Annotated in this window: 16 protein-coding genes; 5 read left to right on the forward strand and 11 right to left on the reverse strand. The window is 72.5% G+C overall.

The annotated features are described in order from the left end of the window. The gene (locus ACZ7GX_RS16615; protein WP_498777444.1) at positions 1-279 is read right to left on the reverse strand and encodes a hypothetical protein; all 279 of its coding nucleotides are present in this window, start codon (positions 277-279) and stop codon (positions 1-3) included. Between the two features lie 386 nt (positions 280-665). On the opposite strand from ACZ7GX_RS16615, the gene ACZ7GX_RS16620 reads away from it, so the two are divergent. Next, positions 666-2,171 (forward strand): chondroitinase-B domain-containing protein, encoded by a 1,506-nt coding sequence (locus tag ACZ7GX_RS16620; RefSeq protein ID WP_498777446.1) that lies wholly within the window; start codon positions 666-668, stop codon positions 2,169-2,171. A gap of 69 nt (positions 2,172-2,240) precedes the next feature. Here the strand turns inward: ACZ7GX_RS16620 and ACZ7GX_RS16625 are convergent, their stop codons facing one another. Together ACZ7GX_RS16625 and ACZ7GX_RS16630 are read right to left on the reverse strand one after the other, a co-directional pair. Continuing rightward, positions 2,241-4,004, reverse strand: a complete 1,764-nt coding sequence (locus ACZ7GX_RS16625; protein WP_498777448.1) for a serine/threonine-protein kinase — start codon at positions 4,002-4,004, stop codon at positions 2,241-2,243. A 109-nt stretch (positions 4,005-4,113) separates the two neighbouring features. Continuing rightward, complete coding sequence (locus ACZ7GX_RS16630) at positions 4,114-4,869, reverse strand: FHA domain-containing protein (RefSeq protein WP_498777451.1); 756 nt, start codon at positions 4,867-4,869, stop codon at positions 4,114-4,116. A 132-nt stretch (positions 4,870-5,001) separates the two neighbouring features. Between ACZ7GX_RS16630 and ACZ7GX_RS16635 the strand changes: the two genes are divergently transcribed. Genes ACZ7GX_RS16635 through ACZ7GX_RS16645 form a run of 3 tightly spaced genes read left to right on the forward strand, consistent with a single transcriptional unit; the run spans position 5,002 to position 7,168 of the window. Continuing rightward, positions 5,002-5,307 carry a hypothetical protein gene (locus ACZ7GX_RS16635; RefSeq protein WP_498777453.1) on the forward strand — a complete coding sequence of 102 codons (306 nt, stop codon included), beginning with the start codon at positions 5,002-5,004 and terminating at the stop codon, positions 5,305-5,307. Beyond that, on the forward strand, positions 5,307-6,512 hold the full coding sequence (locus tag ACZ7GX_RS16640) for a WXG100 family type VII secretion target (RefSeq protein WP_498777455.1): 1,206 nt from the start codon (positions 5,307-5,309) through the stop codon (positions 6,510-6,512). The genes ACZ7GX_RS16635 and ACZ7GX_RS16640 overlap by 1 nt, the downstream gene beginning before the upstream one ends. Next, a complete protein-coding gene (locus tag ACZ7GX_RS16645) occupies positions 6,512-7,168 on the forward strand; it encodes an ESX secretion-associated protein EspG (RefSeq protein WP_498777457.1) in 657 nt (218 codons plus the stop codon). Before ACZ7GX_RS16640 ends, ACZ7GX_RS16645 begins: the two co-directional genes overlap by 1 nt. A gap of 298 nt (positions 7,169-7,466) precedes the next feature. Here ACZ7GX_RS16645 and ACZ7GX_RS16650 read toward each other — a convergent pair whose 3' ends face one another. The 3 genes from ACZ7GX_RS16650 to ACZ7GX_RS16660 form a co-directional block, all read right to left on the reverse strand. After that, positions 7,467-8,453 carry a hypothetical protein gene (locus ACZ7GX_RS16650; protein WP_498777459.1) on the reverse strand — a complete coding sequence of 329 codons (987 nt, stop codon included), beginning with the start codon at positions 8,451-8,453 and terminating at the stop codon, positions 7,467-7,469. Continuing rightward, the gene (locus tag ACZ7GX_RS16655) at positions 8,450-8,803 is read right to left on the reverse strand and encodes a GntR family transcriptional regulator (protein WP_498777461.1); all 354 of its coding nucleotides are present in this window, start codon (positions 8,801-8,803) and stop codon (positions 8,450-8,452) included. The genes ACZ7GX_RS16650 and ACZ7GX_RS16655 overlap by 4 nt, the downstream gene beginning before the upstream one ends. Positions 8,804-8,874: 71 nt before the next feature. Then, positions 8,875-9,378 (reverse strand): universal stress protein, encoded by a 504-nt coding sequence (locus ACZ7GX_RS16660; protein ID WP_498777463.1) that lies wholly within the window; start codon positions 9,376-9,378, stop codon positions 8,875-8,877. 123 nt (positions 9,379-9,501) lie between these two features. Here ACZ7GX_RS16660 and ACZ7GX_RS16665 point away from each other — a divergent pair, with 123 nt between their 5' ends. Further along, positions 9,502-9,963 carry a DoxX family protein gene (locus tag ACZ7GX_RS16665; RefSeq protein ID WP_498777465.1) on the forward strand — a complete coding sequence of 154 codons (462 nt, stop codon included), beginning with the start codon at positions 9,502-9,504 and terminating at the stop codon, positions 9,961-9,963. A 72-nt stretch (positions 9,964-10,035) separates the two neighbouring features. Here ACZ7GX_RS16665 and ACZ7GX_RS16670 read toward each other — a convergent pair whose 3' ends face one another. The 5 genes from ACZ7GX_RS16670 to ACZ7GX_RS16690 form a co-directional block, all read right to left on the reverse strand. Next, positions 10,036-11,637 (reverse strand): ABC-F family ATP-binding cassette domain-containing protein, encoded by a 1,602-nt coding sequence (locus ACZ7GX_RS16670; protein ID WP_498777467.1) that lies wholly within the window; start codon positions 11,635-11,637, stop codon positions 10,036-10,038. 280 nt (positions 11,638-11,917) lie between these two features. Further along, complete coding sequence (gene narI, locus ACZ7GX_RS16675; RefSeq protein ID WP_498777469.1) at positions 11,918-12,643, reverse strand: respiratory nitrate reductase subunit gamma; 726 nt, start codon at positions 12,641-12,643, stop codon at positions 11,918-11,920. After that, on the reverse strand, positions 12,640-13,314 hold the full coding sequence (gene narJ / locus ACZ7GX_RS16680; RefSeq protein WP_498777471.1) for a nitrate reductase molybdenum cofactor assembly chaperone: 675 nt from the start codon (positions 13,312-13,314) through the stop codon (positions 12,640-12,642). The genes narI and narJ overlap by 4 nt, the downstream gene beginning before the upstream one ends. Continuing rightward, positions 13,311-14,960 carry a nitrate reductase subunit beta gene (gene narH, locus ACZ7GX_RS16685; protein WP_498777473.1) on the reverse strand — a complete coding sequence of 550 codons (1,650 nt, stop codon included), beginning with the start codon at positions 14,958-14,960 and terminating at the stop codon, positions 13,311-13,313. The genes narJ and narH overlap by 4 nt, the downstream gene beginning before the upstream one ends. Continuing rightward, on the reverse strand, positions 14,960-18,577 hold the full coding sequence (locus tag ACZ7GX_RS16690; RefSeq protein ID WP_498777522.1) for a nitrate reductase subunit alpha: 3,618 nt from the start codon (positions 18,575-18,577) through the stop codon (positions 14,960-14,962). The genes narH and ACZ7GX_RS16690 overlap by 1 nt, the downstream gene beginning before the upstream one ends. Positions 18,578-18,857 lie beyond the last annotated feature (280 nt).

The following is an 18,857-nucleotide window of genomic DNA, read 5'->3' on the forward strand; positions in this document are numbered from 1 at the left end:
TCAGTCGTGCCGCAGCGACCTGAGGGTTCGGGGCCCTTCGACGGCGAGCACCCAGGTCTCCTGAGCGATCCGGCGCAGCGCGGGGGGTGAGACGGTGCCGATGACGGAGCCGGGACCGGTGCTGGTGACCTCCATGCCGAGCGACGTCAGCCGTTCGGTCGCCTGCCCGACCTCCGCTCCGCCGCGCAGCCGAACCAGGGCGGTCCGCCGGTCGCCGTCCTCGGCGTCCCGGCTCCACCGCTCCAGTTCCGGGGTGACGACCCCGCGCCTGGGCTCCACGTCGGCGACGCTACCTCCCCGCGTGCACCTCTACCGGTGGTATCGGCCGTTCGGAGCGGGCGTTAGCACCCGAATGGGCGATGGTGGTGGCACCGCGGCCCGTCCCATGCGGCGCCAGGAGAACCCGCCGAGGCCCGCGCGGCCTGGCAGGAGGCGCTGACCGTCTACCGCGACCAGGGACGCGCCACCGACACCGCCCGCGTCGAACGCCGACTGCACGACCTCGACCACGGGGGCCGCGGGACCACCGCGTGATCAGCGTGCCCCGGCCACCCGATCCCGTGCCGACGCGTGACCGTGCCGGGTCGCGGTCGTCGGGACTGGTCCCGGAGGTGGTCGGACATGCTGTTCGGATGTCGTTTCCCCGGTCAAGAGCGAGGATCCCGATGTCACGGACTGTTGGTGTGCTCCTGGCGGTGCTGCTCGTGGCGGGCGTCTCCGCCGTGTCGCGGCCCAGCACGTCGGGGGCGGCCTCGCCGCTGCCGATCGCCGGCGCCTCGGACGCCGGGAACATGCCGCCCGACGCGGTCGACGGCGACCACGGCGTCGACCGCGTCGTCCACGTCACGGACTCGACCCGACTGCGCGACGCCCTCGCCGACGCCCGCGCCGGTGACCGGATCGTGGTCGCCGACGGCCGGTACTCGATCGGCGCGATGACCGGCAAGCACGGCACCGCGGCCAAGCCCATCACCGTCGTGGCCGCCCACCGCGGCGGGGCGGTGGTGGACGACGGGCAGCTGGAGGTGGCGGGCTCCTCGCACGTGACCTTCGAGGGCTTCCGGTGGACCAACCGCTCGACCTTGCGGATCACCGGCTCCCACCACGTGCGGTTGACCCGCAACCACTTCCGGCTCACCGAGGACGCGAAGACGAACTGGGTGCTCGTCGACGGCGAGAACAGCCACCACAACCGGATCGACCACAACCTGTTCGAGCAGAAGCGCCAACTGGGCAACTTCATCACCATCGAGGGCTCGGAGACCGAGCAGTCGCGGCACGACCGCATCGACCACAACCACTTCCGCGACATCGGCCCGCGCGCGGTCAACGAGATGGAGGCCATCCGGGTCGGCCGGAGCACGATCTCCCGCTCCAGCGGGTTCACCGTGGTCGAGTCCAACCTGTTCGAGGACTGCGACGGCGACCCGGAGATCATCTCCGTGAAGAGCAACGACGACACCGTGCGCTACAACACCTTCCGGTCCTCGCAGGGGACGCTATCGCACCGCCACGGCAACCGCGGCTCCCTGCACGGCAACTTCTTCCTCGGCGAGGGCAAGGAGGGAACCGGCGGGATCCGGCTCTACGGCGAGGACCACAAGGTCTACAACAACCACTTCGAGGGTCTGACCGGATCCGGCTACGACGCCGCGCTCCAGCTCGACGGCGGCGACGTGGACACCTCGGGCGCGTTGAACGCGCACTGGCGCGTCTACCGGGCGGTCGTCGTGAACAACACCTTCGTGGACAACACGTCGAACATCGAGATCGGCGCCAACTACACGTTCCCCCCGGTCGACTCCACCATCGCCGACAACATCGTGACCGGGGCGCGGGGCAAGCTGTTCAACGAGCTCAAGACGCCCGTGAACCTGACCTATGTCGGGAACGTCGCGTGGGCGACCGGAACCGCGACCGTCGGTGTCAGCGCGCCCGCCGAGGCGATCCGCCCGGTCGACCCGCTGCTGCGGCGCGAAGGACCCGTGCACCGCATCGGCGCGGGCAGCCCGGCGATCGACGCCGGCACGGGCGGCCACGCGTTCGTCACCGACGACATGGACGGCCAGCCGCGGGTCGGGGTCACCGACGTCGGCGCGGACGAGAGGTCGACCGCCGCGGTCGTCCGAGGACCGCTCCGCGCGTGGGACGTCGGCCCGCACGCCCGGTAGGGCGGCCCGCACGACGACGTTCGACACCGGGGTCGGCGGGTGCGGTCCGGCCCGTCGACCCCGGCGCGGTCAGGAGGGCAGCCTCGCGGCGGCCACCTCCGCCAGGCGCATGGCGCGGGCGCAGTACTCGGCGCCCGCCCGGTCACCCGTCACGGTCAGCACCACCACGCCGATGTGCGCCGGCTGCGGCACGTCCGGCGGCTGGTGGGGAACCCTGACGGTGCAGCTCGTGCTCGCATCGGCGTCCACCTTGACGTACCCGGGCTGACCGCCGAGATCGACCAGTTCGCCCTCGATCAGCTTCTGCGCCGGGTGCTGGTCGAAGCGCAGGTTGATGCCCGGTCCGCCGACCGTGCTGAACCACTTGCACGCCCAGTTCCCGAACACGTTCACGGCCGTGTCGGCGTCGACCGCGGCCACCTCGGTGAGCGTCTCGTCGTCCAGCACCCGACAGGCGTCGGCGTGGGCGAGCGAGCCGACGGGGAACGGGGTGGTCCGCCGGGGGATCGGACCGCTCCGGAGCACCTCCAGCACGGTGTCCGTCGCGACCCGGGCCACGACGCAGAGGTCCAGCGGCGGGTTCGGCAGCTTCGCCGCCACCCGGACGGCGTAGACGTCGTCCACCACCACGGTGCGGTCGCACTCGCCGCTCTGCAAGGGGCCTTCGAGGACCTCGAACGGCTTCCCCTGGACCGTGCGCGACGCGCGCGTGATGAGCTGGACCTCGACGTCCACCGACGCCTTCGCGCCGATGTCGACCACCACGTCGCAGCGGTTGAAGTTGCCGTAGGTGGTGAACAGCAGCGTCGGGCCGAACCGGCGCAGCGCCTCCTCGTCCATCAACGCGCAGGGGTCGGCGGAGCGCTCGTCGCCGACGAGACCGCCGGCCGCGGGCGGCTGCTGCGCCGCCGGCGCCTGGTACTGCCAGGTGAACACGATCGCGCTGAGCGCCAGGACGAACGCGAGCCCGGCGACGGCCCGGAGCGACGGACGGCGCCGTGCCGCGGCCCGGATCGGGCGTTCGACCGGCGCCGGTGGCGGCTCCCAGTCGCCGACGACGTCCTTGAGCCGTAATCGGACCTCGTCGGCGGTAGGTCTCTGGTCGGGCCGCGGTCGCAGCATCTCCGCCAGCAGCGGGGCGAGCGGACCCGCCTGGCGCATCGGCAGCGTCTCGCCGCGCCGCGCGCGCTTCAGCACCTCGTGCGGCTCGCCGTTGCCGAACGGCGGCGTGCCCTCGACCGCGGCGAACAGCGTGGCGCCGAGGGAGAAGACGTCCGAGGCACGGCTCGCGGGGTGGCCGCCGGCCACCTCGGGCGAGGTGTACGCGGGCGTGCCGGTGACCCTGCCGTCGTCGGTGCGGGTCACGTCACGCCAGATGGAGATGCCGAAGTCGGTCAGCTTGGCCAGGTCGTCGTCGGTGACCAGGACGTTGCCCGGCTTCACGTCGCGGTGCACGATGTTCTTCGCGTGCACGGCGGCCAGCGCGCCCGCGATCTGCACACCGATCCGCGCCACCCGCTCGGGCGGCAGCGGACCCTTCGCCAGCGTCTTGTCGAGGCTTTCCGCCGGCAGGTACTCCATGACGAGCCAGCAGTCGTCGGCGTCGACGGTGTCGAAGATCGAGACGGCGTTCGGGTGCTGCACCTGCGCGGCGGTCTCGGCCTCCCGGCGGAACCGGGTCCGATCGGTCCGGTCCGCCGCCGCGTGGGGGCGCTTGAGCGCCACCCGCCGCTTCAGCTTCCGGTCGAACGCGCCCCAGACGACACCACCGGATCCGGAGCCGCGGGCGTCCTCCAGCTCGTACCGCCCGCCGACCACATCCCCCGTGCGCACGGTGCGTAGTGTAGGGACCACGTTGGGACGCCGTCATGAGCTTCGTCCGGCCGACGCGGGTGAACCGGCCGTCAGGCCGGACTTTCACCCGAAAGGCGGCCACCGGACGTCAGGACAGGGAGTCCAGCACCGCCAGGTCCGGCGGCACGAGCGTGGTCGACAGGACGAGCTCGCGCAGCAGGTTGTCGTTGAGCGCGTTGCCGACCGGCTCGCCGACCTCCTCGCGCAGCAGGCCGTGCACACCCGCCGCGGACAGCCTGGCCCGGACGTCGGCGACCATGTGCTCGACCCGCTTGACGCTCCACCCGGCGTCCGGCTGGAGCTCGTCGAGGACCTGGGCGACGTGCTGGCGCGACACCGGCTGCGGGTTGGCCTCGTGCAGCAGGTAGCGCTGCCCCAGCACGACCAGCAGCAGGTGCTCGTCCGGCGTGAGCCGCCACCGCTTGGGCGGCTGGGTCACGGCGGCGTGGCGGGTCGCCGGGTGGCTGCCGTCCTCGCCCGCGACGTACAGCTCGAGCAGGTGCTCGCGGTCGTGGGAGCCGCGGATGAACAGCGGCGTGTAGCCGTCGGCCAGCGGCACCGGGTCCTCGTCGCGGAACAGCCACCGGGTCTTGGGCAGGCGGATGGGCAGCCGCCCGGTGTTGGTGACCCACCACCGGCCGGCGTGCCGGGTCAGGAGGCCGTGCAGGCGGCTGACCCGCGGGTCGGTCTCGCCGACGCACAGGTCGACGTCCGGCCGGTTGCGGCCGAACCGCACCCGGCGCCCCTCGACCGGGCTGACGCTGATCTTCCCGCTCAGCGCCAGGGCGACGACGGCTCCCGGCGCGGCGCGCGGCACGTCGCGCGCCAGGCTCTCGCTGTTCATGCCGGCCTCCTCCTGTTGCCGCGCAGTGTCCCCGCAACGCCCCGGGACCCCTCCCGACCACGGGAGGGACACCTCGCCGTCCGCCGCGACAGACGGGGAGGGGTCCCCGACCGCGTTCGCCACGCTGCGCTCATGGGCGATTTCGAAGTGACCATCGACACCCTCCACGCAGTGGTCGGCAGGCACGGCAAGGTGCGTGACGAGCTGACCGCGACCAACCGGCAGAGCCGGTTGCTCGCGCAGATCCCACCCCCGATGGAGGACCCGGCGACCACCTCCTTCATCACCGCCGCCTGCCAGGCGGGCCAGGCGCACCTCGACTCGGTCTCGGCGATCGAGCGGGACCTGCAGGCGCGGATCGAGGAGCTGAAGGCCTCGGTCGAGCAGTACGCGAAGACCGAACAGGGCAACGAAGGACGCTGGGCGGTGACCGGGTGATGGCGGAACTCAACGGCTACCAGATCTACCAGATGGTGTCCCAGGGCGCGGGCCCCGATGGGCTGAACCAGGCGGCGGACGTGTCGAAGGACGCGGGCACCCGCATCCAGGCCCTCGGCGACGAACTGCGCCGGCTCACCTCCGAGATGCAGACCACCTGGCAGGGCAAGGCGTCGGACCGGGCGGCGCAGGCCGTGCGGCCGATCGAGGAGGCCCTCCAGCGCGCGCAGGAGACGCTGCACCAGGCCGACGCCTCGTTGAGGACCCAGGCGCAGAGCTACAGCCGGCTCCGGCAGGTGGTGATGCCGATGGCGACGGAGCACCCGCCGGAGCTGACCCTCTTCGACGAGATCACGCCGTGGGACACCGACAACGAGCTCGCGCGCAAGGAGTGGTTCAAGGCCGACGCGAACAACCGCCGCGTCTACGCCGAGTACGCCACGGCGACGGGCCAGAACCAGGCGATGCTGCCGCAGACGCCCCAGGCCGCGGGCGGCGCGGGTGCGGACACCGCCGTGCAGGCCGCGGGCGGCCCCACTGTGCGGTCGGCGACCTCCGCACCTCCACAGGTCGGCGACGCGGGCGGCACGTCGCCGTCGTCGGCGGGAGCGGCCGGCGGTGACCGGACCTCCGCGCCGCCCTCGGTGGGCGGTGGCGGTGGCGGCGGCCGGACGTCGGCCAGCGAGGCCGGCGGTGGCGACGGGGACCTCGGCGGTCGGGCGCCCGCCGTCCAGCGGCCCACCGCGCCGTTGCCGCCGGGTGACCGGACGGCGGTCGCCGACTGGTCCGCCGGTGTGCCGGGCGGCGTGCCGATCGCGTCACGCCCGCCGTCCGCCCACGACACCGCGCACACGTCGAACCTCCCGAAGGGCGACCACCTGGCCGGTGGCGCGCCGGTGCTCCCGGGCGGGATCGGCATCGCCGACCCCACCGGCACCAGGGGACAGCGCGGCGCCCTCGACGCGGGCGACCGCTCCGGCGTGCTCGGCAGGACGCCGCCGCCCAACGTCCCCGCGGGGGCCGGCGCCCGCGGCGCGGCCGGCAAGGTCGGGATGGCGGGGATGGGCGGCTTCGCGCCGCACGCCCCGTACACGCGCGAGGAAGACGACCGGGAGCACCAGCGCACCGTGTACCTCGAGGAGGACGCGGACGCGCTCGTCGGCCCGATGCCCGACAGCGTGACGCCCGTGATCGGGGAGGACTGATGCTGCGCGAACCGGTGGTCCTGTCCGACGCGGAGTTCGACGTGCTGTGGCACCACGACAACATCGGCGAGCACCACACCGTGCTGCACGTGCCGCCCGCCGAGGCCAACACCCTGGAGGTCGAGCAGGCGCTGTACCGCGACGGCGTGCGGGTCGACGAAGCGCTGGAGGCGTTGCGGCTGCTCGCGTTCGCGGACTTCGAGTGCTTCGGCTGGATCGCGTTCAACCGCGAGGTCACGCTGCCGGTCGTCGTCGCCACGGCCGGGCGGCACGGCGTCTTCGCGTTGCGGGACAACGGTCACGTGCGGATCGACGCGCTGCGCGGCGACCCGTCGGACCGGCTGGTGTCGTGCCTGCCGGAGCTGCGGGCCGGCCGGGGTTCGTCGATCAACGCCCGCGCCGAGGAGGCGTCGACGTCACGGCCGCTGGTCGAGCTGATGCAGCGCCCGCGCGCCGGCGTCGCGAAGCTCTTCGCGGCCACCCGCGACCGGTACGGGCGACGCCGGCGCTCGGAGTCGTTCATCACCACGCTCGACTGCCCGGACGGCCGCTGGCTGGTCGTCCGCTACACCGACGCCCGCGGCCAGGGCTGGGTGCACGCCACGCCCGCGACACGGCCGATCATCAGGGAGTGGCTCCGCCGGATCGGCGACTGACCGGGACCGCGACGCAGCGGGCCGGCGGACGCCGAGCCGCCGGCGAGTCGTCCACCTCGTCCGGGCCGGTCCCACCCCGGCCCGCCGGGTGACACGGGCTGGAAGTCCGCGAGCCGCGGACGGCCTGGGTGCGCGCGGGCGATCCCGGCCGCCCGCCGCGCGACGGCGCCCGGCCTCCGGCTCGACGACCACCTCGCGTGCAGAGCGTCGATCCCGGCGGGACGGAAGGCCTGCGGCCGTGGCCTTTCCGCGAACGGCCCGTTCGCCGATGTCACACGATCGGGTGGCGAAGTCGAGGCTAGGCCGGGTGCCGGCGGTGACGCAGGCCGTTGATCAGGGCGGCCAGGGTGTCGGCGTCCTCGCTGCCCACGGTGAACCTGCTGCCGTCGGCGAACACCAGTCGCACGGCCGGGCCCGGGGCGGGGGCCATCATGGTGCCGTAGCCGTGGAGCACGCCGGCCACCAGCCAGTCGTCGGTGGACAGCGGGGAACTCGTGGCGTGCTCGACGGCCGTCAGGGGGAACTCGCGCCGGAACAGCCCGATGGCCACGCGCACCGCGTGCTCGTCCACCGCCAGCCGGTACCGGCTGCCCGCCAGCGTCACCGCGGCGGTGAGCACGGCGACCAGGCCGACCGGCGCGAACTCGACACCCAGCCACAGCCCGAACACCACCACCATGACCACCCCGATCAGCGCCTGCGCGGCGGCGGCCCAGACCACGAAGCGCAGCACGCGCTGCTCGCTCCACAACACCCGCTCCCCGTCGGCCAACGGGATCCGGACGACGTCCGCGGGTGGCGAACCGGCCAGGGGCAGTCCCGAGGAACGCCGCCCGGCCACCGCGAAGGCGAGCGCGCCGACCACCAGCACCGCCACCGGCAGCCCGACCGCGAGGGGCACCGGCGGCGTCCCCACGTCCTCGGGGCCGCGCGCGTCCAAGGCCGGGACCAGGACGAGGACCAGGGCGCCGCACAACGCGGTGACCAGCACCGCCACCACGAGCTGCGTCACGGCGCGCGCCCAGTGCACGGCCGGCGCGGGCAGCAGCCTGGCCAGGAAGAACACCACCACGCCCAGCAGCCACAGCCCGGCGATCGCACCCAGCCCGACGGTGATCAAGGGCTCGGTGGCCAGCGTGCTGAGCACCGGCCGCCCGCCCCCGCCCTTGTTGGGAATCCGTTCCGGCAGTCTGCCGACCCAGCCCGACACCAGCAAGGCGGTGGTGCCCAGCACCGCGCCGGGCAAGAGGACGAGGCCGGTCAGCCACCGCAGCACCTGGCTCATGTGAACGCCTTCCTGATCAGGACGACGACCTCGTCGGCGTCCATGCCGATCCGCCGGGCCGCCGCCGCGACCTCCCGCACCGCGTCGGCCAGCCGTGCCCGCTCCTCGGTCGCGGCCGAGGTGACGACCGCGCCGCGCCCTCGTCGCAGTTCGATCAGCCCTTCGTCCCGGAGGGTCGCGTAGGCCCGCAGCACGGTGTGCATGTTCACCCCGAGCGAGGACGCGAGCTCCCGGGCGGGCGGCAGCCGCTCGCCCGGGCTCAGAGTGGCGCTGATCAGGGCGTTTCGCACGCAGGCCGCGATCTGGTCTCCCAGCGGGGTGCTGCTGGTGGGGTCGACCCGGAAGAGCATGTTCTAATTCTTATAGAACAAGTCGTGATTCGTCAACCGGCTCCACGTCCATCCCGGCAGGACGGCGCAGGTCAGCGATCGGCGGGGTCGGCGACCAGCAGCACGGGCCGGTGGGCGGCCTTGGGCAGGTGGTGGCTGACCGAGCGGCGCATCACCCGGCTCAGCGACCGGTGCCGGTGCGTCCCCACCACGACCATCAGGGCGTCCTGCTCCTCGGCCACGGTCACCAGCAGCCGCACCGGGTCGCCGTCCGACGCGTGGTAGGTCCAGTTCCCGGGGTGGTCGGCCAGCGCCGCGCGGACCTGGACGTGCAGGTGTTCGAGCGCCTCGCGCGCGTGGCCCTCCCAGACCTCGACCGCGACGTCGGGGTCGACCGGGTAGTCGCGCACGTCCACGCCGTGCACCACGTGCAGGTCCGCGCCCAGGCGACGCGCGAGGTCCGCCGCCGTGCGCAACGCGGCCAGGCTCGCCGCTCGACCGTCGAAGCCGACCACCAGCACCGGCGCCGCGCCGCGCTCGTCGGAACGGACGGCGGGCAGCGTCAGCCGGCGTTCGTCGGGGTCCTTCGCACTCACCACACCACGATCGCGCCGGCCGCCCGCGATCGCAGCCCGGAGCCGTCGCGGAACGTCCCGGCGGCACGGCACCGTGCGCTACCGTGATCCGACGTCGCACGGATCGCGTGGGGGTGAACGCGCGTGAAGACCGCATGGCTGAAGGCGGACGGGCCCGCCGCGGTGATCCTGATCCGGCTGGCGGTCGGCGCGGTGTTCCTGTCCGAGGGCATCGGCAAGTTCCGGTACCCGGACGAGCAGGCCGCCGGGCGGTTCGCGACGATCGGGATCCCGGCGCCGGAGTTCTTCGGCCCGCTGTCCGCCGTCGCGGAAACGACCTGCGGAGCGTTGTTGCTGGTCGGTCTGCTCACCCGCCTGGCCGCGTTGCCGATGCTGGTGAACATGGTGCTGGCGCTGGCGTTGACGAAGGTGCCCATCCTCTGGGGCGGCTCGGCCGACAAACCCAAGGCGGACGGTCTCTGGGACCTGGCGCACGAGTCGCGCACCGACTGGGCGATGCTGCTCGGCTTGGCGTTCCTGCTCGTCGTGGGACCGGGCCGCTGGTCGCTGGACGCCGTGCTGCGCCGTCGTGCCGCGGACATTTGACACCACCGCGTCGTGGAGTCACCGGTTCCGGCGACGGTCGCCCGCCGCCGGAACCGGTCCTCCTCCGACCGCTCACACGGCCAGTCGTGGCCACGATCCCGTGTCGCGCAACAGCTGCCGGTCGTGCGTCGCGATCACCACCGCGGCCGGGGTGGCGCCGAGCGCGGCGGTCAGCTCGTCGACCAGCGCGGCCGAGAGGTGGTTGGTCGGCTCGTCCAGCAGCACCACGTGCGGGCGGGCCGCCAGCACCAGCGCCAGGTCGAGCCGCCGCCGCGCGCCGACCGACAGCTCGTCCACCGGTCGACGCCGGTCGTAGCCGTCGAGCAGGCCCAACTCGGCCAGACCCGGCCCCGGCACGCCCGAGCGCGCGAGCCGTTCGTCGTACAGCTCCGCGGCCGTGCGCCGACCGTGCGGGTCGGACTCCTGGCCCAACCGCCCGATTCGCGCCGCCGCGGCCCGGGTGACCGTCCCCGTGGTCGGCTCCAGGGCTCCGGCCAGCACGGACAGCAACGTCGACTTGCCCGCGCCGTTGGGCCCGGTGACCACCAGCCGGTCGCCCGAGTCCAACGCCAGGTCGACCGGGTGGTCGAGCCTCCCGGCGACGGTGACGCCGTCCGCGCGCAGGAGGGTCGCTCCTTCGTGCTCGGGCAACTCCGGCATGGCGAACCTGGCCGGCGGCGGCGGGACCTCGACCACGTGCGCGTTCAGCTCCTCCTGCCGTCGGTGCACGGCCCGCACGAGGCCGGGCGCGCGGGTCGCGCGGCTGTGCTTGCCGTGCCCCTTGCCGGGCCGCCAGTTGTCGCGCAGCCGGTTCTGCGCCGCGGACAGGTCGTCGGCCAGGCGCTGTCGCTCGGCGACCTGCTCGGCGTGCAGCGCCTCCCACCGGGCCCGCTCGGCGCGGCGGGCGTCGAGGTAGGCGGTGTAGCCGCCGCCGTACACCCGCGGCCGGCCGTCGCTGGACGGGTCGAGGTCGACCACCGTCGTGGCCACGTCGGCGAGCAGCGCCCGGTCGTGGCTGACCAGCACGACGACGCCGGGGTGGGCGCGCAGCCGTTCGGTGAGGTGGTCGAGCCCGCCCGCGTCCAGGTGGTTGGTCGGCTCGTCCAGCAGCAGCACGGCGTGCCCGGCGCCGAGCAGGCACGCGAGCCGCACGCGGTGGCGCTGGCCGACCGACAGGGCGCCGAGCGGTCGGGTCCGGTCGTCCACGGCGCCCAACGCGGCCAGCGAGACCTCGACCCGCCGGTCGGCGTCCCACGCGTCGAGCGCCTCGGCCTCGGCGAGCGCGGCGGCGTAGGCGTCGTCCGCGCCGGGACGGCCGTCGGCGAGCGCGTCGGTGGCGCGCTCCAGGCGGGCCAGGACGCCGCGCACGGCGGCCAGTTCGAGGTCGATCAGGTCGCCGACGGTGTCGGCGGGTCCGAGCGGGAGCTGCTGGTCGGCGACCCCGACCGAGCCCGCGCGGCGCACGTCGCCGCGGTCGGCGGGCAGGTCGCCGGCGAGCACCCGGAGCAGGGAGGTCTTGCCGCGGCCGTTCTCGCCGACCACGGCGACCCGGTCACCGGCGGCGGCGGCGAGGTCGACCCCGGCGAGCACGGGCCGTCCGCCGAAGGAGAGGTGCACGTCGGACGCGCGGACGTGCGCCGCGCGCACGAGCGCGGGCGAGAGCTGGGATGACATGGGAGGACTGCCTCCGGTGAAGGTGATGAGCAGGAAGGACGAGACCCGGTAGCGCGAAACCGCGGTACCGGTGGAGGCGTCGTCCCTCAGAGGAAGAGCAGTTGCTGCATCACGTCGACCAGGGTAGGTCAAGGCCTGGACCCGCCGCACCGGGATTTCGCCGTGCGGGCCTGTGGGCTTGCCGACACGCAGACGGGGTTTCACGAGGGGTGCACGACGGAGTCGGCCCCACCTACCGCGAGGCAGGTGGGGCCGACTCGGCCGGTGCGGGTGACCGCTCCTACTCGTGCTGGTCGCCCCACGCGCGGGCGTAGCGGTTGGCGTCGGGGCGTTGTGGGTCACGGCTGCGGTACACGACGTACGGCCGCACGAGGTAGCCGAGCGGCGCGCTGAACACGTGCACCAGGCGGGTGTACGGCCAGATGCCCAGCAGCACGAGCACGGTCACGTTGTGCACCTGGAAGCTGAGCGGCGTGCCCGCCATCAGCTCCGGCCGCGCGGAGAACGTGAACAGGCCTCGGAACCACACGGACACCGACGACCGGTAGTCGTAGCCGCCACCGATCAGGTTCTCGCCCACGGTGTTGAACATCCCGGTCACGATCGCCGCCGCGAGCAGCGCGTACATGACCTTGTCGCCCCGCGTGGTGGCCTGGCGCACCGCGGACACCGTGAACCGGCGGTAGAGCAGGATCGCCAGGCCCGCCACGGTGGCCACGCCCGCCAGCGTCCCGGCCGTCACCGAGACGAGGTGGTACATGCCCTCGCTGATCCCGAAGAACTCGGTCCAGCTCTTCGGGACCAGCAGGCCCAGCACGTGGCCGCCGATCACGGCGAGCAGCCCGAAGTGGAACAGCGGGCTGCCCATGCGCAGGAGCCTGCTCTCGTGCATCTGCGAGGACCGGGTCGTCCAGCCGAACTGGTCGTGCCGGTACCGCCAGACGTGCCCGACCAGGAACGAGGTCAGCGCGATGTACGGCAGGGCCAGCCACAACAACGTGCTCATCGTCGTCCTCCCGCTTCGGCGTGCAGCGCGGGGTCCATCGCGAACGGCTCCAACCCCACGTCCTCCTCGGGCGGCCCTTCCGCGGCCAGGGTCGCGATCTTGCGGAGGTCCGCGGCGCTGATCTCCGGCAGCGTGGCGCACACCGCGTCCAGCACGGCCAGGTACGGCGACCCGCCGTCGGCCAGGGACAGCCGGATCATCTCCAGCACCGGGCGGTGCTCCACCAGCAGCCGCCGCCCGGCGGCGGGATCGGCGGTCGCGGCGAACTCGAGCACGACCGAGAGGTGATCGGGCAGCTCGTGCTCGCCCAGCTCGACACCGGCCGCGCGGTAGGCGTGCTTGAACCGCAGCAGCGCCATGCCGCGCTTGCGGGTGTCGCCGTAGGCGTAGTACGACAGGTGCAGGCAGTTGCGCTTGCGCAGGTCGAAGGTCTCGACGTAGTGCTGCGCCAGCGCGTTGCCCGTCGAGGACGCCGCGTGGTCGATGAAGGACGCCAGCGCGGGTCCGGCGGGCGCGGGCAGCGACCCGGCCGCCGCGCGCAGGTCGGGCAGCAGGCGCGTCATCGCCTCGCCCGGGTAGTCGATCAGGAGCGCGGCGATCCGCCACACCAGCCGGCTCTCGCGGTCCGGCGCCTCCGCGACCTTCTTGTCGCGCTTGCGCAGCACGCTCATGCGATGGCCTCGGGTTCGTGCGCGGTCGCGGCGCCGTTGCCGTTGCCGTTGCCACCGGCGGGGAACAGGCCCTTGGTGTCGACCCCGTCCCAGTCGAGCAGGTTGATGCGCTTGGCCTTGTCGGCCGGCGCCGCGCCGTTGGTGTCGGTCAGCTGGAACTTCTCCGCCATCACCTCGAACGCGGTCATGCCGGGACCGCCGTCGCCGTCCAGGCTGCACCCGGTGGTCAGGGCCTCCAGCCGGTGCGCGTCCGACCCCGCGCCGGCGGGGATCACGTAGCGGTCCTCGTACTTGGCGATGGCCAGCAGCCGGTACATCGACTCGATCTCGCCGGGCGCGAGCCGCACCGACGCGGCGATCGAGTCGTCCACGTCCTCGCCGAGGTTGACCTTGCGCATGTGCGCGCGCATCGCGGCCAACCGCTGCAACGAGGCCCGCACCGGCCCCACGTCACCGGCGGTGAACAGCTCGGCCAGGTACTCCACCGGGATGCGCAACGCGTCGATGGCGCCGAACAGGTTGCCCACGGCCTCGCCGTCGTGACCGGTCTCCGACAGCACGTCGACCACCGGCGACAGCGGCGGCACGTACCAGACCATCGGCATGGTGCGGTACTCCGGGTGCAGCGGCAGCGCCAGTTGGTAGTCGACGATCAGGCGGTAGACCGGCGAGTTCTGCGCGGCCTCGATCCACTCGGGGGAGATGCCCGCCCGCTCGGCCTCGGCGACCACCCGCGGGTCGTGCGGGTTGAGGAAGACGTCGAGCTGCGCGGGGTAGAGGTCCTTGTCGTCCTTGACCGACGCCGCCTCACCCACCTTGTCCGCGTCGTAGAGCAGCACGCCGATGTAGCGCAGCCTGCCGACGCACGTCTCGGAGCACACCGTCGGGATGCCCACCTCGACCCGCGGGTAGCAGAACGTGCACTTCTCCGCCTTGCCCGTCTTGTGGTTGAAGTAGATCTTCTTGTACGGGCAGCCCGTGACGCACTGCCGCCAGCCGCGGCACTTGTCCTGGTCCACCAGCACGATGCCGTCCTCGGCGCGCTTGTAGATCGCGCCGGACGGGCAGGACGCCGCGCACGACGGGTTGAGGCAGTGCTCGCAGATGCGGGGCAGGTAGAACATGAACGTCTGCTCGAACTCGAGCTTGACCTGCTCGGAGAGCTTGCCCAGCAACGGGTCCTTGCCGATCTGCGCCGGCCCGCCGCCCAGGTCGTCGTCCCAGTTGGCGCCCCACGTCACCTTCGTGTCCTCGCCGGTGATCGACGACTTCGGCTTGGCGGTGGGCGTGGTGTCCGAGGGCGGGGCGGAGAGCAGGTTCTGGTAGTCGTAGGTCCACGGCTCGTAGTAGTCCGCCACCGTGGGCATGTCCGGGTTGGCGAAGATGTTCAGCAGCCGCTTGAGCCGCGAGCCGGTGCGCAGGGTCAGCTTGCCGCGCTTGTTGAGCGCCCAGCCGCCCTTCCACTTGTCCTGGTCCTGGTACTGGCGCGGGTAGCCCTGCCCGGGCCGCGTCTCGACGTTGTTGAACCACGCGTACTCCACACCGCCGCGATTGGTCCACGCCTGCTTGCAGGTGACGCTGCACGTGTGGCAGCCGATGCACTTGTCCAGGTTCATCACCATGGCGAGCTGTGCCATCACGCGCATCAGTACTGCACCTCCTGGCCGCGGCGGCGAATGGTCGTGACCTCGTCGCGCTGGTTGCCCGTGGGACCGTGGTAGTTGAGCGCGAAGGACTGCTGGGCGTAGCCGCCGATGAGGTGCGACGGCTTGATCATCAACCGGGTCAGCGCGTTGTGGATGCCGCCGCGCTTGCCGGTCGCCTCGGTCCGCGGCACGCCGACGGCCTTGTCCTGCGCGTGGTACATGAACACCGTGCCCTCGGGCATCCGGTGGGACACGATCGCGCGCGCGACCACGATGCCGTTGCGGTTGACCGCCTCGATCCAGTCGTTGTCCGCGACGCCGATCTTCGCGGCGTCCCGGTCGGACATCCAGATCGCCTGACCGCCCCGCGACAGCGTGAGCATGTGCAGGTTGTCCTGGTACGCCGAGTGGATCGACCACTTCGAGTGCGGGGTCAGGTAGCGCACGGTCACCCCGCCGTCCAGCGCGCCGACGGCCGGCTCGTCGAACAGCGCCGTCATGTCCAGCGGTGGTCGGAAGACCGGCAGCTGCTCGCCCAGCTCGAACATCCAGTCGTGGTCGAGGAAGAAGTGCTGGCGCCCGGTGAGGGTGTGCCAGGGCTTGAGCCGCTCGGTGTTGATCGTGAACGGGGAGTACCGCCGGCCGCCGGTCTCGCTGCCCGACCACTCCGGCGAGGTGATCACCGGCACCGGCCGGGCCTGGGTGTCCGGGAAGGTGATCCGCTTGCCCTCGCTCTCCGCGGCCAGGTCGGCCAGCGGGGTGCCGGTCCGGCGTTCCAGGGCGCGGAAGCCCTCCGTGGCCAGGCGGCCGTTGGTCGTGCCGGACAGCGCCAGGATCGCCTCCGCGGCGTGGGTGTCCTTGGCCAGCGACGGCCGACCGGCCGCAACGCCGGACGGGACCGTGCCGTTGGCGCCCTTGAGGTACTCGACCTCTTCGTCCGGGTGGTAGGTGACGCCCTTGGTGGTCAGCCCGACCTTCTCGACCAGCGGTCCGAGGGCGGCCATCTTGTCGCCGATCGCCGGGTAGTCCCGCTCCACGACCACGAGCCGGGGCATGGTCTTGCCGGGGATCGGCTCGCACTCGCCGTTCTTCCAGTCCAGCACCTGCCCGCCGGGCTGCGCGGTGGCGTCGACGGTGTCGTGGGTGAGCGCGACCGCCACGATGTCCTTGCGCTTGCCCAGGTGCTTCTCGGCCAGCCAGGAGAACCCGCGGGCGATGCGGTGGAACGCCTCGAAGTCGGTCTTGGTCTCCCACGGCGGGGAGATCGCGGGCGAGAAGGCGTGCACGTAGGGGTGCATGTCGGTGGAGGACAGGTCGTGCTTCTCGTACCAGGTCGCCGCGGGCAGCACCACGTCCGAGAACAGCGTCGTCGACGTCATCCGGAAGTCCAGCGACAGCAGCAGGTCCAGCTTGCCGACCGGCGCCTCGTCGCGCCAGGTCACCTCCTGCGGCCGCACCCCGTCGGAGTCCTTGGCGCGCAGGTTGGTGTCGGTGCCGAGCAGGTGCTTGAGGAAGTACTCGTTGCCCTTGGCCGACGAGCCGAGCAGGTTCGCCCGCCACACGGTGAGCACGCGCGGGAAGTTCTCCGGCGCGTCCGGGTCCTCGCAGGCGAACCGCAGGTGCCCGGACTTGAGCCCGTCCACCACGTGGTCCGCGGCGGGCTTGCCCAGCCGCTCCGCCTCGTCGGCCAGGTCCAGCGGGTTGCGGTTGAACGTCGGGTAGCTCGGCATCCACCCGAGCCGTGACGCGAGCGCGATGTTGTCGGCCGCGGTGCGCCCGGCGAAGCGCCCGGTGCCCAGCGGCGAGGACATCACGTCCGAGGTGAACGGGTCGTAGCGCCACTGGTCGGTGGCCAGGTACCAGAAGATCGTGCCCTGCATCTGCCGGGGCGGGCGCTGCCAGTCCAGCCCGAACGCCAGGGTGGACCACCCGGTGACCGGGCGGCACTTCTCCTGGCCGACGTAGTGCGCCCACCCGCCGCCGTTGACGCCCTGGCAGCCGGTGAGCATGGTCAGCGCCAGGAACGAGCGGTAGATCTGGTCGGAGTGGAACCAGTGGTTGGTGCCCGCGCCCATGAGGATCATGGACCGGCCCTTGGAGCGCTCGGCGTTGTCGGCGAACTCCCGGCCGATCCGCTCGGCCGCGGCGGCGGGCACGCCGGTGATCGCTTCCTGCCAGGCGGGGGTGTAGGGCTGGGTGGCGTCGTCGTAGCCGGTGGGCCACTCGCCGGGCAGGTCGTCGCGGCGCACGCCGTACTGGGCGAGCAGCAGGTCGAACACCGTGGTCACCCGGCGGCCCGCGACGATCCGCGTCGGCACGCCCCGGCGCAGCACGCCCGGCTCGCTGGTGTCGAACCGCGGCAGCGCCACGGTGACCGGCTCGCCGCCGCGCGCGGACAGCAGCGGGTCGACGTCGCCGAGGTCGAGGTTCCAGTTGCCCTGGCCCGAGTCGGTGAACCGGTGCCCGAGCGACCCCGGCGGCACCACGGGCTCGCCGCGCGCGTCCAGCAGGACCGTCTTGGACTCCGCGCCCTCGCCGGTGTCGCCGAGGTCCGCGGCGGTGAGGAACTTCCCCGGCACGTGGCCGTCGTCGGTCTCGGTCAGGGTCACCAGGAACGGCAGGTCGGTGTAGCGCTTGACGTAGTCGGTGAAGTACGGGGTGCTCTTCTCGACGAAGAACTCCCGCAGGATCACGTGCCCCATCGCCATGGCCAGCGCCGCGTCGGTGCCGGGGCGCGCGGGCAGCCACTCGTCGGCGAACTTGGTGTTGTCGGCGTAGTCGGGGGACACCACGACGACCTTCTGGCCCCGGTAGCGCGCCTCGGTCATGTAGTGCGCGTCGGGCGTGCGGGTGACCGGGACGTTCGAGCCCCACATGATCAGGTAGCCGGCGTCGAACCAGTCCGCCGACTCCGGCACGTCGGTCTGGTCGCCGAACACCTGCGGGCTCGCCACCGGCAGGTCGGCGTACCAGTCGTAGAAGCTCAGCATCGAGCCGCCGACCAGCGAGACGAACCGCGCGCCTGCCGCGTGGCTGACCATGGACATCGCCGGGATCGGCGAGAAGCCCGCGACCCGGTCCGGGCCGTAGCGCTTGATCGTGTGCACGTGCGCGGCGGCGACCATCTCGGCGGCCTCCCACCACTCGGCGCGCACGAAGCCGCCCATGCCGCGGGCGGCCTTGTACTTGCGGGACTTCTCCGGGTCCTCGACGATGTCGGCCCAGGCGAGCACCGGGTCCTTCAGCCGTTCCTTGGCCTCGCGGTAGTACTCCAGCAGCACGCCGCGCACGTACGGGTAGCGCACGCGGGCGGGGGAGTAGGTGTACCAGGAGAAGGACGCGCCACGCGGACAGCCGCGCGGCTCGTACTCCGGCTTGTCCGGCCCGATCGAGGGGTAGTCGGTCTGCTGGGACTCCCAGGTGATCACGCCGTCCTTGACGTAGACCTTCCACGAGCAGGAGCCGGTGCAGTTCACCCCGTGGGTGGACCGCACCACCTTGTCGTGGGCCCACCGGTCCCGGTAGAAGACGTCGGCGCCGCGTCCACCGATCTGGTGCAACGTGCGCCCGTCCGCGGAGGTCTCGCCCCGCTGGAAGTGCCTGGCCAGGCGCAGCAGCGAGTCACCGAGCTCGGAATCGGGCTCCGCGGCGTCCGGACGAACGCTACCGGCGGAGAAATTCGACACGGCGATCACCTCCGAAGTAATAGTGAATCGCTAAATCGACGGCCACCGTCAATGGCCTCGCTGGGTCACCTTAGGGGGCCGCAGGGGTGCCTACAAGAAAGGATTCGAATCCGCACTTTAACGTGCCGCGGGTGGTGAGCACGACGTAACGTCACGTTTACGACCGTGCTGCGGCTCACGTCCGGACCTGGACCGACTTACGTAGTGTTAC

The organism is Actinosynnema sp. NPDC037264 (genome assembly GCF_055603705.1).